The organism is Pseudoalteromonas sp. P1-30 (assembly GCF_001400005.1).
Taxonomy (GTDB): Bacteria; Pseudomonadota; Gammaproteobacteria; order Enterobacterales; family Alteromonadaceae; genus Pseudoalteromonas; species Pseudoalteromonas atlantica.
Genome location: NZ_LKBC01000002.1, coordinates 599187 through 614838, shown reverse-complemented (window position 1 = coordinate 614838; position 15652 = coordinate 599187). Strand labels below are relative to the sequence as shown.

Sequence of the window (15652 nt, the reverse complement as noted above, 5' to 3'; positions counted from 1 at the left end):
TAATTTTTAATTATTATAAAATCAATTTCATTTACATATAAATCTAAGATGTAAATGAAAAACCTCTTAAACAAAAAGAGGAACAAACTAATAACATAATAAAAACAAATACGTCAATAATATGCGACACCTATCAAACATCAAAAAAAGAGGTTATTAAACAGCGATTTAACAATAAATTAAATTAAATTGCACATTGCGCAACGGTAGGTTTTTTTTGATTTTTTCAAAAAAGAAGCTTCAAATGTTAACTTAATGTTTTTTAAAAAACACCGTAAGTTAAAACCACATTATAATACTTTGAACAACGATATTTATTTAAAAAAGTTGTGTTTTAGTAATTAATCCAAACATTTCACCATAAACACTTTAATAGTTTCAGTAGCGGCCATAGTTGTAAAAAAGAATATAAAGAATATAAAAAAGCTCCAATTAAGGAGCTTTAATTTTAAATTTAATTTTAACTTTAATTTTTTAAAGCTTTCTCAACAACGGGATAATGATCCCAAACTTGTTTGTCGCTCAGTGAACGGACTAATTTAATATACTCGGCATGAGTCCATGCCAATGGTGTTGCTGAATTAGTCCCCTCGCCTAGCTCATAACCTGCTTTGTTAACCCCTACACCATCCCATACTTGCTCTGGTAACATAAGGCCGTTATTAGCAAATTGCTCTAAGCCTTTTACATAGCTGTTTTTAATTTGCGCTTGTTTAGCATCATCCAGAGCGTTGTTTGCATTAGCCGCTGCGATTTCGTAATGCCCGCGCTCACCGGTGAAAAATGGCCATACACGCCCACGTTGGCCTGGTGTATTACTGCCACCCTCAGCATAGTTTGTGCCTTTAACTTCATCTTCACCGTAGCCATCATTGCCATAGCGGCGGTAGCCTGCAAAAGTGCCGCTGCCATCGTCAAAGCTAAAGCTGTATTTAACTTGTAGGTTATCTTCTAGTGTTTCGTCGTCATACTCAGGTAGTGTTTTAACGATGCTTTCATCATTTGCACCGCGTACACCATAGCGTACTAGCTCTAAAAACCCGCCATCTAAAATTTGCTTTTTATTAAACCCTTCGCGGCCATTATTAGCGTTAATTTTAGTGTTTGAGTTTGCATCGGTATCTTGGCCTATGCGAATAAAGTATTCGCCATCGCTATTTTCGCCTTTTAAGTTACCTTCGGTAGTAAACATTTGCGATTCAATATCGCTGCTGTATTTTTTAGCCGTGGCAAGGTAGCGCTGCGCGTTTTTATCATCGCCACTAAGCGTTGCGATATCGCTTGCGGTAATAAGGCCTGCCACTATTGCCGCAGTTGTAGATGGCGAATAACCGCTTTGCTCTTCCCAGCGCTCTTGTTGTGTTGCCGGTGGTGTAATTTGTGTGTCGTTCCACAAAATTTTAGCAAGTCCGCCCTCTACTAAAAAATCTGCCGCTGGTTTTAACATTTTGCCGTACCAGTTTTTTAGCTCTTCATCGCTAAGTACGTTGGCTTTATGTAACTTCCATGCCAGCATGATAGGCATAGCGGTTTGGTCAAGCTGTACGCCTACCCATTCTAATTCACCATCGACGTGTGTTTTTTGTAAAAACCAGCCTGTATCGCCTTTATTACCTGGTGTTTTGCTATTTACTTGCACTTTTTCAAGGTATTCAAACGCTGTTTTTGCTGTGGCAGTATCACCAAGCGCCATAAATGCCATGGCTACTTGATAAAAATCGCGCACCCATACCGCTTTATAACCCGTAGAACCTTCTTTGGCTGAAACCGTTTCGCCCCATGGGTTAGATAAAGAAGCAATTAATGCCCCTGCGTGTGTTTTATCTTCTTGTGCTTTTAATACCATGGCGCTGGTGTATAAAAGCTTACCGTTATCGGCTGTTTGTTCAACCATGGTATTAAGTGGTTTTAGGCTTTGTAGGTAATCTTCCCAGCCTAGCGCTTCACCTTTGCCGTTGTAGTGATCGAGCACCGTTTGGTACCCTTTTGCCAAACTTTGTTCACCTTGCTGAATACTTTGCTGCTGCGTTTTACCAAAGCTCAGGGCTAAATCAAAAGTGGTATTTGCACTTATCTCGCCAAGCTCTGCAAGCATGCTTACATTACCAGCAGTTTCGCCGGTATTTGTGTATTGGGTAGTTATAGATTGCGTAGTTTTAAGGGTGTTAATACCGTCACTTTTTCCTGTAAACCCTACCGTTTTTGCTTTAAATGGTGACGCGGATTGAAGTGATAGATAGTTATCGTTTTCCCATGCTACTAGGCCTTGCTCTGTTGTTTTAGCAAAGTCACCTAAGCCGTTATTATTAATGTACGGATTAACAGACACATACGCTTTTAGCCCTTCAAGCTCAGTATTAAATACGCTGCGTACAAATAGGGTTTGCCCATCTGGGTCAGTAAAGATGTGTTTTTCTAGGCTAAAGCGGCCTTGTTTATCAGTGCTTGTTACTTTATAAGCCAGCGATAACGGGCGACCTTGTGCATCTTTATGTAAGTAATCAATGGTGACATTTAAATCATCCGCTTCACTAACGGTAAAATCTTTACCTGTTACTATAAATTGCATGTCTTTTATTTGTGCTTGGTGAATAAGCCCAAACATGGTTTCGGTGATCACCCCTTTAGCAATTGAAAACCATACTTTAGACACATCCCCCGTTGCAGCTGCATCAGTGTATTGGCCGTTTTGGTATTGCTCGTATGATGTACCAATACCTGTTTTACCCGCATAAGCCCAAAAAGGCTCTGCACCTGGGGCACCTGGTGCTGATGTAACCTGTGCTGTGGTACTTTCGTTAGTTGTACTTGTGTTTTGAGCGCCGCAAGCCGTTAAACCTAACGTTAAAAGAGAGGCGGTTATAAGGTTATATTTTTTCATTGTGTGTCCTTAATGAGAATTTTTAACGCGCATTACTGCAACAGCAGCAACAACAAACGAAGCTGCACCAATTAATAATGCGTAAATAGGCTGATTAGAAAATACGTGGCGTAAAATAAGCCCTAAAACACTGGCGGCAAGTAACTGGGGTATAACTATAAAAAAGTTAAAAATCCCCATATAAACGCCCATTTTGTTACTCGGTAGTGCATTACTTAACATGGCATACGGGAGTGATAAAATAGACGCCCACGCAAACCCTACGCCTATCATAGGTATAAGTAACATTTTAGGGTCTTGTATAAACATAAAGCTTGCAAGACCTAACGCGCCAAGCAATAAATTAAAGCAATGCGCGCCTTTTAATCCCATTTTTTTAACTAAAAACGGAATACACATAGCGGCTATTGCGGCAAATCCATTGTAAGCGGCAAATAAAATACCCACCCAGTCAGCACCATCGTTAAATGCTTTAGAGGTTGCATCGCTACTACCATAATGAAAGCTTGTTACTGCAGCGGTGGTATAAATCCACATAGCAAATAAAGTAAACCAGCTAAAAAACTGCACCCAGGCAAGCTGCTTCATGGCCTCTGGCATAGTAAATACATCTTGTACTACTTGGTAAAAACCACCTTGGGTTTTATTCGCACTTTTAAGCGCCGCTGTAATCCACTGCACAATACCAAAGGCTAATAAACCACCAGCAAGTAGGTATAATTCTTTTTCAAGGGATAAGCCCATGACTAATGCAAGAGTTGCTAAACCCAGTACCACAAAAATAATGGCACCTTTATTAAAGTTAATATCAACCACTTTGCTTGTTGTAGGTTGTGCGCTTTGCTTTTCAAAAGCCGTTAATTGCTCAGGGCTATATTCTTTAGTACGTGCTACGGTCCAAAGCACGGCAACAAGTAACACCACCCCGCCCCAATAAAATGAGTATTTAACAGATTCAGGAATTTGCCCTGATGCTGCAGTATTGCTTACATCAAACCAGTTGGTCATCATCCATGGTAATGCTGAGGCTAGTACAGCACCAATACCAATAAAAAAGCTTTGTAAACCGTAGCCTGTCGCGCGTTGTTTTTCTGGCAAGTTATCACCAACAAGTGCTCTAAACGGTTCCATGGTTACGTTGATTGACGCATCCATGATCCATAACATACCCGCGGCAATCCAAAGCGTTGGTGAATGCGGCATAATAAATAGTGAAAGCGTTGTTAACACTGCGCCTATAAAAAAGAACGGACGACGACGCCCAAAGCGCCCCCAGGTTTTATCACTCCAATAGCCTATAATAGGCTGAACAATTAAACCGGTAAGGGGGGCTGCAACCCATAAAATGGGAATATCATCAACTTGTGCGCCTAATGTTTGAAATATTCGGCTTACATTGCCGTTTTGCAGGGCAAAACCAAATTGTATGCCTAAAAAGCCAAAGCACATGTTCCATATTTGCCAAAAACTTAAATTTGGCTTATCGGTATTATTATTTTGATTATTCATTATTAGCCTTATTTGTTAATACTGCGCTGCTAAATGCATCAAGTGTGAGGTTAAATGTAGCGCCTTGCGGGTGAGCTTTAAGCCCGGTGGTGTGATTTTCAAGTAAATCATTTAATAGCGTATTTTCACTCATTGCACCTAATTGTGCCTTTGATAAATTAACCGTAACTGTTTGTGGCTGCTCGCTAAAGTTACTTAACACATACACACTTTGCTGGCCTAAAGAGCGGGTAAAACCAACAACACGTTCACTTCCTACAAGGTTAAGTGCCGACATTTCTCCGCCTACTACAGCAGGTAAACTATTCAGTGACATAACCGCTTTGTAGTAATCACGAAGTGCTATTTGCTCTGCGGTTAAATTAGCGCCATCAAATTTTCCGTTATTCATCCATGCTTGGTGCGCTGGGACGCCAATGTAGTCAAAAATACTGGTACGTGTCGGCGCTCCAAACCCCGCGTTTTCAGAGCCATCTTCTCCCACATCTTGAGCAAAATATAAAAGTGTTGGCGCGCGGCTAATTAAATTAGAAACAACTAAAGCAGGTTTACCCCACTGGGCATTACCTGCAAAGTCTGGGCTTGCGATTCGTTGCTCATCGTGATTTTCTAAAAAATGCAGCATATGTTGCTCTATATCGAGCACACTTTGATGCGCATCAAAAATACTATTGGCAGGTTGTTTAAGTTGCATTATCGCTTTTAAGGTATCGTAAAAGCCGACTTTATCGTAAAGGTAATCCATTTTACCTTGCTGAATATAGGCACGGTACATTAACGGGTTATATACTTCGGCCAATAAAAAGGCATCGCTTTTTTGCATTTTTATTGACGAATTTAAAAAGCTCCAAAATTCAACCGGGACCATTTCGGCCATGTCGTATCTAAAGCCATCAACGCCTTTTTCTAGCCAAAAAAGCGCAATGTCTCTAAATTTGTACCAGCTATCTGGTAGCTCTTTATCTTGCCAAAACGCATAATGAGCACGGTAATCTTTGTCTTTATAGTCGTTTGGCAGCTGAGCAAAATCGTAGCTACCATCAGGCTTTACTCCATAATTTACTTTTACTGTTTCGTACCAATCGTTAATATCGGGTTTTGGTGCACGGGCACCGTTACCTGTCCATTTAGCAGGTGTTTCATCAAAAAAGCCATCCGCAAGTGGGTGATCCTTTCCCCCTAACACGGTATAAGTTGTAGAGGTAGGCACTTGAAATGACTGCCCAGGCACATAATAAAAGTTGTTATTTTTATCGTACGTTTTACTGGTGTCGTCTTTTGCGCCGAAATCCTCTACGCCTTTAGGCTTTCCAAGTGATTGATAGTTTCGGGCAACATGGTTAGGCACTATATCAATAATGACTTTCATACCGTGGCTATGTGTACGCTCAATAAGCTGACTAAACTCCCCCATGCGGTTTGTTACATTAACGGCTAAATCGGGGTTAACATCGTAGTAATCTTTAATTGCGTACGGTGAACCTGCGCGGCCTTTTACTACATCGGGGTCATCTTGTGAAATGCCGTAGTCGGTATAATCGCCCACTAACGCGTGGTGTAACACACCGGTATACCAAACGTGCGTGGTACCTAGCTCTTTAATGCCTTTGAGGGCTGCATCGTTAAAGTCGGCAAATTTACCTACGCCGTTTTGCTCTTTAGTGCCCCATGGCACATTGGCTGTTTCGGTATTACCAAACAAACGCGTAAATACTTGATATACAACCGGCTTGGTAAGCTCATTTTGCGTGTGGGCAGGTGCTTGCTGTTGTTCAGGTTTGTTATTTTCTGAACACCCTGTAGCAATAAGTGCACTACACAGTACTGCGGGTACATAAACTGATTTTTTCATTGTGTGTCTTTTTTGTCAGTATTGTTATTAACTTTATACTAAAGATTACTGCAGCAACCATACAGTTGCTGCATACGTATTCAGGTCACTATTGTGGCGTATTTATAACGAGTACCGTTGCGCTCATCGCTGGTAATTCAATGGTTTTGCCAAGCTTTTGTGTTTTTTGAGTAAATAAATTAAATGCTGTTGTGCTGTTAGGCATTACCTCTTGCATATACTCAATATTTTTTTGTAGCGTTTGTGTGTTTTTATTCATAAATACCAACACTGTTTGCTCATCGCTAATACGCGCATAACTATAAACCCCTTGTTGAGGCGTAAAGTGTACAAGCTTTCCTTTATCTAATGCTGAGCTGTTTTTTCTAAAGTTAAGCAGCGTACTGATGGTGTTATGCATCTCTTTTTGCTGTTTTGTTAAGCCCTCTTTGGTAAAGGCATTACGAGTTTGGCCTTCAAACCCGCCGGGGAAGTCGATTCTAATATCACCATGGTCTTTACTTGGGGTGTTATCTAATAGTACTTCCGTACCGTAATACATTTGCGCTATGCCACGTGTAGTTAAAAACAAGGTCATCGCCATTTTTGTTTTGGCTACATCTTGGCCAAGCTCAGTGTAAACACGGCTCATATCGTGGTTATCGGCAAATACCATAATGTTATTTGTATCAGGGTATAAAAAGTCATTAGCTAACGATTCATATACTTTAACCCAACCCGTGTTCCAGCTTTCATCTTCATTTAGCGCTTGAATTACCGACTCTTGCAACGAAAAGTCCATCACGCTTGGTAAGCTTGATGTATAGCCATCTTGGTTATGCTTTCCACGTTGCCAGTAAGAGGCAATAGCAGGGTTAGACGTCCACTCTTCTCCAACAATATTAAAATCTGGGTACTCTTGCATTATGGCTTTTGTCCAATCACTCAAAAATGCTTTATCTGAATATGAGTAGGTATCAACACGTATGCCGCTTAAATCGGCGTATTCTATCCACCAAATCGCATTTTGAATTAAGTATTCACTTAACAGTGGTTGGCGCTGATTTAAATCAGGCATGGTTTCTACAAACCAGCCATCGTTAAACTGGCGCTTGTCGTATTCACTGGCGTGTGGGTCTTGTATGGTTTGGCGCGCATGGCTGGTGGCATTTTTGCCTTTATTAAACTCACCATTAAAGTTAATCCAATCTTTAGTTGGCTTATCGTTAACCCAAGTATGCTCAGAGCCAAAATGGTTAAGGACCATATCCATTACCAGCCCTATACCCTGCTCTTTGGCTTTTACTGATAACGTTTTGTATAACTGGTTTGAGCCCATGCGTGGGTCAACCTTATAAAAGTCTGTAATTGCATAACCATGATAAGAATAATTAGGCATGTTGTTTTCAAGCACAGGCGTTAGCCAAAGCTGTGTTACGCCTAAGTCGTTTAAATAGGGAAGCGCGTTTATAACGCCCTGAATATCACCACCGTGGCGCCCACCTTTTATACTCGGGTTTGCCGCTTCTAACATGCTTGGGACGGTATCGTTTTGTTTATCACCATTAGCAAAGCGATCTGGGTTAATTAAATAAAGCGTATCAGCTGATGTAAACCCTTGACGCTGAGCGCTGTTTTTATCTCGCTCAAGAAGTGGAAACTCAAAGTTATTGCTCGTTTCGCTGCTATTAAATTCAAGCGTTCCGGCTTTAGCGGCGTCGGTAATGGTAATATTTAAAAATACATAATTTGGATTGTCGGTACGGGTTACTTTATTTAACTTAACACCGTTGTATTTAGCTAATTTAATTTGCTCGTTTGCAATGTTTTGCTCATGAACCATGATGGTAATCGTGTTTTTGTTCATGCCAACCCACCAATTAGCTGGCTCAACGTCAAGTGCGAAGCTAATGGTTGGTAAAGTACAGGCACTTACAAGTAAAAGTTTTTTTAAAAGTTGCATCATCAGGCCTTTTTAATTTTTGCTAAAAAATCTTTATGAGTGGGTAATTGATCTACCGTTAAGGTAATAAGCGTTTTTAGTGTTGAGAATAAATCGTTTAGTTGTTCACTACTGAGTGAGTCAACAATGCTGTTGTAATCTTCGGGGATAAGTCCTTGGCCAATAAACACCTGTTGCCAGGCAACTTCGGCAAATAATTCGTCGTTTTCGCGCACTACTTTGCCGGTTTGCTTAAATAATTTGAGCTTATGGGCCAATGAGTCAGGAATGTCCATTTGCTTACATTGTCGCCAAAATGGGGAGTCTTCTCGCGCTGTTAGTGTGTAATGCAATATTATAAAATCACGAATGTGCTCTATTTCTATCACGCTTTGCTTATTAAATTCAGTAACTAAAGCTTCGCTTATGCCATTGTGTGGAAACAGCTTTATTAAACGGGTTACGGCACTTTGTATTAAATGAATACTGGTAGACTCTAGCGGCTCTAAAAAGCCACTGGCAAGGCCAACCGATACCACATTTTTATGCCATTGCTTTAACCGCCGCCCTGTTTTAAATTTAATCACCCGCGGCTCAGTCATTGGCTCAGCAGGTAAATTATTTAATAATAACTGCGTTGCCGCATCGTCAGATAAATAACGACTACAGTACACCAAGCCATTTCCTATTCGGCTTTGCAGCGGTATTTGCCACTGCCAGCCTGCGCTGTGTGCAATTGAACGCGTATAAGGTTTTAGCTCGCTAGTACCTTGAGACTGCACCGCCACGGCACTATCACAGGGTAAATAATGAGACCAATCGACAAAACCGGTGTTAAGGGTTTGCTCTATGAGTAAGGCGCGCTGGCCTGTAGCGTCTATAAAAAGGTCGCCATTTATCTGCTGTGTGTTACCAAGGGTTAATGATTTTATATTCCCTGATAGAGGGCATTGTTCAACCTGCTCTATTTTGGCATCAATATGCTCAACACCGCGTGATGTTGCGAGCTTTTTTAAAAACTCAGCATATAACGTTGCGTCAAAGTGATACGCATAACTCAAGCCAGGCAATTGTGTATTAGGTAGGGTATTTAAGGGTGCAAATTTATGCTGTTTAGCCGCTTGGTAGTTAAGAGAAAAGTCCCATAAGCTTTCTTCTGCACCGCTAATATGTCCTTTTACCCAAAAATTGTAAAAATCGCAAAAGGGGAAGTCTTTTCCAAATGAGCCAAAAGCATGCATGTAGCTATGAGAGGGGGTTTTCCAATTTTCGAATTCAATTCCTAGTTTTATAGATGCATTTGTAGCGTTTATAAAATCTTGCTCGTTTATACCCAGTGCATTGTTAAGTTGAATAATAGGCGGAATTGTTGCTTCACCCACGCCTATAGTGCCAATAGTACTTGACTCAATAAGGGTTATTTTAATTACTTTACCTAACACTTTATTAAGCAAGGCGGCTGTTATCCACCCTGCCGTGCCCCCGCCTGCGATTACGACGTGTTTTATTGGTTTCATATTATTGTCCACGTTTACAGTTTAAAGCTTTGTTAAGTTTGATAAAATTTAGATAAAGTAGCTATAAAAAAGCCCTTGTAAAACAAATTACAAGGGCTCCTACACACAACCTTTATTATAGCTTGTAGCTAAAGCCTAACAAGTAAGTACGACCGTAATCTTGGTAGTCACGAACTTGTAGCGCGTTATCGCCAGAAAGCGATGTAAACGGCTCTTCTGTTAAGTTTTGAACTTGGAACTGAATTGATAACCCTTCAAGGCTTTCAACACCGGCCTCACTAAAGTCGTAGCCCGCTTGAATGTCCCAAATTGTTTCGCCTAGGATATCCACTTGCTCGGTATCAAAACCTAGCCCGTATACATCACCTTTAAAGGCACTACGTTTACGCATGCTGGTACGCAGTTGAATACCATTCATTTCGTAGTAAACCGTTAAGCTCTGAATTTTGTCAGACAGACCCGGTAGCTCGTACTCATTACCGTTTTGATCTTCAATGTCTGATTCAATACCGGTATGGCTTGCAATTAAACCAAAGCCTTCAAGTGATGGGTGGAAAATTTTAAATGGCAATGCGAGAGATAGCTCGTAACCGTATAGGTCGCCGCCACCGCCATTTACTTTACCACTGCCAGTACCTTCAGAAGTAGCTGGTATTTCACCCGTTGAAGGGTCAGCAACGCCCGACATATCAATTTCGTATGTGCCGTCAAAAATCCACTGGGTTAAGTCTTTATAGAAAAACGCAGCAGAGAAGTAACCTTCATCGCTAAAGTAGTTTTCGTACGTTAAATCGTAACCAGTTGCTTCTTTAGGCTCTAGGTTAGGGTTACCACCCGATACAGACCAAAAGTTACCGTTTTCATCAGGCGTTGTGTTGTATGATGCATCAATAGATGAGTTCATCTCGTCCAAACGGGCGCGTGAGATTGTTTTAGCTGCACCAAAACGTACTGTTTGCTGCTCATCAATCGCAAGTGATAAGTTCAAACTTGGTAAAACGTGTGAATAATCGTGGCTAATATTGGTAGGTGATGCCACAACAATGCCATCTACAGTACTAAATGCATTACCTTGCGATGACTGATCAGTGTGAACGTAACGTACACCGATATTACCCGTTAACGCTAAGCCGCTTACTTCGGCATTAATATTAGCTTGTGCAAATGCAGAGGTAATTTCTTCTTTTACGGTCCACGATTTAGTTAAGTGGCTCGTATTTGTTAAGCTTTCATCTAGTAAGTCGTAGTAGCCGTCATTAACAAGACCATTTACATCGTAGGCAATCATATCGCCCATGCCAATAAAGTCTAAATTAACGCTGCCCATTCGATACTGCTCTGGCACGGTAACTAAACCCGGGTTATCAAGTGAAAACCCAGATAACGTCATAAAGAAGCCCTGCGAATCTTTGGTTTTTTCGCGCTCTTTATAAGACATACCAAATTCAATTGAGCTGAAGTATTCGTTTTCTAATACTTTAGATGCCGCTAGTTTTAACGTAGATAACTCATCTTCAATTGTAGGTGCATTAATGAAACCATCTTGCGCTTGGTTTTCATACTCGGTGCCCGTTAAGCCATATTTATCATTTAAAGCAGAGCTTGCACCCCATGATAAAGGACCACCTAATTGCATTAAGCTGTAATCGCTGTAATCTAAATCGTGAGTAAACGTAGCACCTGTATTACCACCGTTAAATGTGTAACCAAGGTTATCTGCAACACCGCGAGCATCGCCTCGACCTGTGCCTGAGTAACTCTCAAGGCTCCAAATTTTACGGTCAACTTGAGAGTAACTTGCGTCAAACTCTACTGACCACGAGTCATCAATATCGTATTTAGTGTTAAAGCCAAACGCGGTTAGTTCTGCTTCACGCTCTTCGTAGTCGTTACGAACAACCACACGTTGGCCATTTGTTACCGCACTGGTAATAAAACCACTTGCGTCATCTACAGCTACGCTTGCAGGGTCAATCGAACCTTGACCCCATGCGAATGGAATTTCGATACCACGTAAGATTTTTTCATCTGTAAAATCAACATATAACGCATCAAACGTCATGTTTAATTTATCTGTAGGCGCGGCCTCTAGTACGAGCATTGCTGAGTCACGTTCAAGGGTTGATGAACGTACAAATGGTTTTGCACCCCCTAATATAGAGTACGTTTGACCATCATCAGCAGTAAATTCAGGGTAACCCCAAGCGTTCCAACGTTTTTCTTGATTTGGAGAGCTCATGGTATTTAGTGCAAACGCAACACCTATGGTGTCATCTGCAAATTGATCAATGTATGAAATAGTACCGCGGTAACCATCGTCGTTACCGTCTGGGTTTAGTTTATCAAAGCTAGTTTGCTCGTACTGGCCATTAACTTGAAATACACGCTCGCCTTTACTTAAAGGACGTACGGTTTGCATGTTAATAACACCGGCAATACCTTCTGCTTCAATACTTGCATTAGGTGTTTTATAAACGGTAACGCCGCTCATAATTTCTGATGGGTAAAGGTCAAACTCTACGCCGCGGTTATCGCCAATAGATACTTGCTCGCGGCCATTAAATGTGGTGCCACTTTCGTTTTCACCAAAACCACGAATTGATACTCTACTTGCGCGACCATCTAGGCGCTGCGCCGTTAAACCTGGTAAGCGTGCAATAGACTCAGCAATAGACGAGTCAGGAAGTTTACCTATATCTTCAGCTGAAATTGACTCAACGACTTGAGTAGAAAAACGCTTTGTGTTGATTGATTCTACAACACTGCCACGAAAGCCTTTTACTTCGATAACCTCAACGTCATCATTTTTAACTGTATCTTCTTGTGCTGCTACAGAGGCAAAGCTTGCTAATCCTGCAGTAGCCATTGCCAACGTTAATATACTTGGTTTGAACATAGACATGATGTTTTTCCCGTTACCCATATTGTGATACTCGCTTCTTTATTTGAGTGATAGTCAAACAGACGAGCTAATTTTGTTGTCAGCATCAATATTAACGCTCGAATTATTTTATTAACAACTTTATGCATACGTATTCAGTACTATGCAAAAGGCTAAAAGTTAACAATGAGTTCACAAATAAAACTTTAACCTACTGTTTTAAATAGTTTTATATTGGTGCAACCTAGTGATTTATTATCATTATAAAAATACATCAATTATTTAACTGAAATCCCTGTGTCATTGTTTGTAAATAGCGTTAATTAAAGGTTTTTTATAAATTTACACGCATATCTTTTGTAAAGATTACCAGGTTAAATTGGTCTGACCAAAGAATGAAATCACCAAAGCTGTGCAGCCCTTTAAAAATAAGCACCAAAATAGCCAGTTGTTTTAGTTACACCTAAATAAACATGATTGGTAAAAGTGCTGCAGCGGTTTTTATGCGTAACTTTCTGCTTAGGTAAAACCGCTTTTATGTAAGTAAATTAGCTGCATACGTATGCAGACTTTTTACAGAGCGGCACCCTTCACGTATGCTTTTTGAAAATTTAGTGATTGTTTCAATCAAACTAATAACAATATAAATACTGTGTGGAACGACGGAGAAAAGCATGGCCCAACAGCAGTGGTATAAAGGTGCGGTTATTTATCAGGTTTACCCGCGAAGCTTTCAAGACAGCAATAACGATGGTATTGGTGATCTTAAAGGGATAATTAATCGCATTGATTACATTAAAAGCTTAGGCGTTGACGCTATTTGGATTTCTCCTTTTTTCAAATCACCAATGAAAGATTTTGGCTACGACATAAGTGACTATCGCGATATAGACCCCATATTTGGTGACCTAAACGACTTTGATGAGTTAATAGATCAAGCACATAAACGCGACATTAAAATTATTATTGACCAAGTGTTAAGCCATACATCAGACCAACATCACTGGTTTTTAGATAGCCGCGAAAACCAAAACAATGATAAAGCAGACTGGTACGTATGGGCGGATGCTAAAGAAGATGGCACAGCGCCTAATAACTGGTTATCTATTTTTGGTGGCGGTGCTTGGCAATGGGAGCCTCGTCGCGGTCAATACTATTTACATAACTTTTTAACCGAACAGCCTGATTTAAACTTTCATAACCCAGATGTAAGAAAAGCTGTTTTAGAAAACGTAGAGTTTTGGCTTAAAAAAGGTGTAGATGGTTTTAGATTAGACGCTATTAACTTTTGCTACCACGATGCACAATTACGTGACAATCCAGCAAAGCCTAAAGATAAACGCCAAGGCCGTGGCTTTAGTGAAGATAACCCATATGCGTTTCAGTACCATTATTATAATAACACCCAGCCAGAAAACATTGAGTTTATGCAAGACATACGAGCACTACTTAATAAATACCCGGGTACTGTATCACTTGGTGAAATTTCATCGGAAGATTCATTGGCAACAATGGCAGAATATACCCAAGGCGGCGATAAGCTGCATATGGGCTATAGTTTTGAGCTACTCACTGATGATTATTCAAGTGAATACATAAGAGAAACCGTACAGACTCTTGAGCAGCGCATGACTGAAGGTTGGCCGTGCTGGGCGTTTAGCAACCACGATGTAGAGCGTGTTGCGAGCCGCTGGAGCCAAAATGGTGAAATAAACCCAGCACAATGCAAAATGCTTACTGCCCTACTTGCTTCATTACGTGGTAGTGTATGTATGTACCAAGGTGAAGAGCTGGGGCTAGGTGAAGCCTCTGTAGCATTTGAAGACCTACAAGACCCATATGGCATTACCTTTTGGCCAAACTTTAAAGGTCGCGACGGCTGTAGAACGCCAATGCCATGGGAAGGTAACAACACACAAAACGCAGGATTTAGTGCTGCTAAACCGTGGTTACCGGTTGATAGCGCGCATACGCAGCAGGCTGTGTCTGTACAAGATAAAGATGCAAACTCTATACTCAATGCTTATCGTGAGTTTATGGCATGGCGTAAACAGCATACTGTGTTATTAGCAGGCGATATTAAGTTTATTGATACTGCTGAGCCTATCCTCGCTTTTTACAGAACGCTAAACGAGCAAACGATGTTATGTGTGTTTAACTTAGCTGATACCAATCAAACATTTGAGTTGACTAAAACAGTGACTGAGGCGCATGACTCACTATCTCATTGTAATGCTACTTTAGATGGTAATAAGCTAAACATGAATGGTTTTGACTGTTACTTTGCTTTTGTAAAATAAGAATGCCCTGACGTATGATGCTCAAAAGCCCGATTTTATCGGGCTTTTTTGTGCGCTCAAATAGTGGGGCTGCTATAGCCGGTATTAAGACGAAATACCGACCTCCAAACCACTAACTTAACCTTTCTAATGTGATTGTGTTTTACTATTTAAATAATCAGTGAGCGCAAATAACACGCCAGAGCTTACAAAGGTGACATGGATAATCACTTTCCAAAATAGCTCCTCACTTGAATGAATATTAGAATTAATAAATACCTTTAAAAGCTCAACCGCAGATATGGCAACAATTGCGCTAATAAGCTTCATTTTTAAGCCAGAGAAACCTACTTTTCCCATCCATGACGGCCTATCTTCGTGGCCCTCTATATTAAGCTTTGAAACAAAGTTCTCATAACCACTAAAAATAATAATAAGTAATAAACCAGCCAGTAAAGCGGTATCAACTAGGGTAAGTATACCCACTAATAACTCTTGGTTTGTTGCACTAAAAGTGGCAATACCCATTAAATAAAGTTGCTTAAAAAACTTTATTAATAGCAATATTACAGCAAATAGTAGGCCTACAAAAAACGGGGCTAATAACCAGCGCCCTTTAAATATAAACGACTCTAAGCCCTGCTCTACTTGGTGTATTTTACGAGGCGTACTGGTTGGTTTTGCTTGGTGTTCTGACATTAATCTATCTTTTTATAAAAAAGCGACCTTAGCTTATAATTTATTACAACACAATTACTTATATAATTATTTAAGCGTAATTTACTCATCTTGACGATAAAAATTTTTCGTTA

General features: G+C 40.4%; 8 protein-coding genes. 1 reads left to right on the top strand and 7 read right to left on the bottom strand.

Translation table 11 applies throughout. From position 1 onward, the window contains the following. Nucleotides 1-466: 466 nt before the first annotated feature. The 6 genes from AN395_RS06210 to AN395_RS06185 all read right to left on the bottom strand — a co-directional run bounded on the left by AN395_RS06210 (nt 467) and on the right by AN395_RS06185 (nt 12582). Entirely contained in the window at nt 467-2881 is a 2415-nt protein-coding gene (locus tag AN395_RS06210) for a glycoside hydrolase family 15 protein (protein ID WP_054982415.1), read from the bottom strand. A gap of 9 nt (nt 2882-2890) precedes the next feature. Then, the gene (locus tag AN395_RS06205) at nt 2891-4390 is read right to left on the bottom strand and encodes an MFS transporter (protein ID WP_054982414.1); all 1500 of its coding nucleotides are present in this window, start codon (nt 4388-4390) and stop codon (nt 2891-2893) included. Then, entirely contained in the window at nt 4383-6242 is a 1860-nt protein-coding gene (locus tag AN395_RS06200; RefSeq protein ID WP_054982413.1) for an alpha-amylase family glycosyl hydrolase, read from the bottom strand. The genes AN395_RS06205 and AN395_RS06200 overlap by 8 nt, the downstream gene beginning before the upstream one ends. An 88-nt stretch (nt 6243-6330) precedes the next feature. Further along, the gene (locus AN395_RS06195) at nt 6331-8187 is read right to left on the bottom strand and encodes a glycoside hydrolase family 13 protein (RefSeq protein ID WP_054982412.1); all 1857 of its coding nucleotides are present in this window, start codon (nt 8185-8187) and stop codon (nt 6331-6333) included. Beyond that, nucleotides 8187-9680 carry a tryptophan halogenase family protein gene (locus tag AN395_RS06190; protein ID WP_054982411.1) on the bottom strand — a complete coding sequence of 498 codons (1494 nt, stop codon included), beginning with the start codon at nt 9678-9680 and terminating at the stop codon, nt 8187-8189. Before AN395_RS06190 ends, AN395_RS06195 begins: the two co-directional genes overlap by 1 nt. 115 nt (nt 9681-9795) lie before the next feature. Then, nucleotides 9796-12582, bottom strand: a complete 2787-nt coding sequence (locus tag AN395_RS06185) for a TonB-dependent receptor (protein ID WP_054982410.1) — start codon at nt 12580-12582, stop codon at nt 9796-9798. Between the two features lie 653 nt (nt 12583-13235). Here AN395_RS06185 and AN395_RS06180 point away from each other — a divergent pair. After that, complete coding sequence (locus tag AN395_RS06180; RefSeq protein ID WP_054982409.1) at nt 13236-14861, top strand: alpha-glucosidase family protein; 1626 nt, start codon at nt 13236-13238, stop codon at nt 14859-14861. Nucleotides 14862-14987: 126 nt separating this feature from the next. Here the strand turns inward: AN395_RS06180 and AN395_RS06175 are convergent, their stop codons facing one another. Further along, entirely contained in the window at nt 14988-15539 is a 552-nt protein-coding gene (locus AN395_RS06175; protein ID WP_054982408.1) for a TIGR00645 family protein, read from the bottom strand. Between the last annotated feature and the right edge of the window lie 113 nt (nt 15540-15652).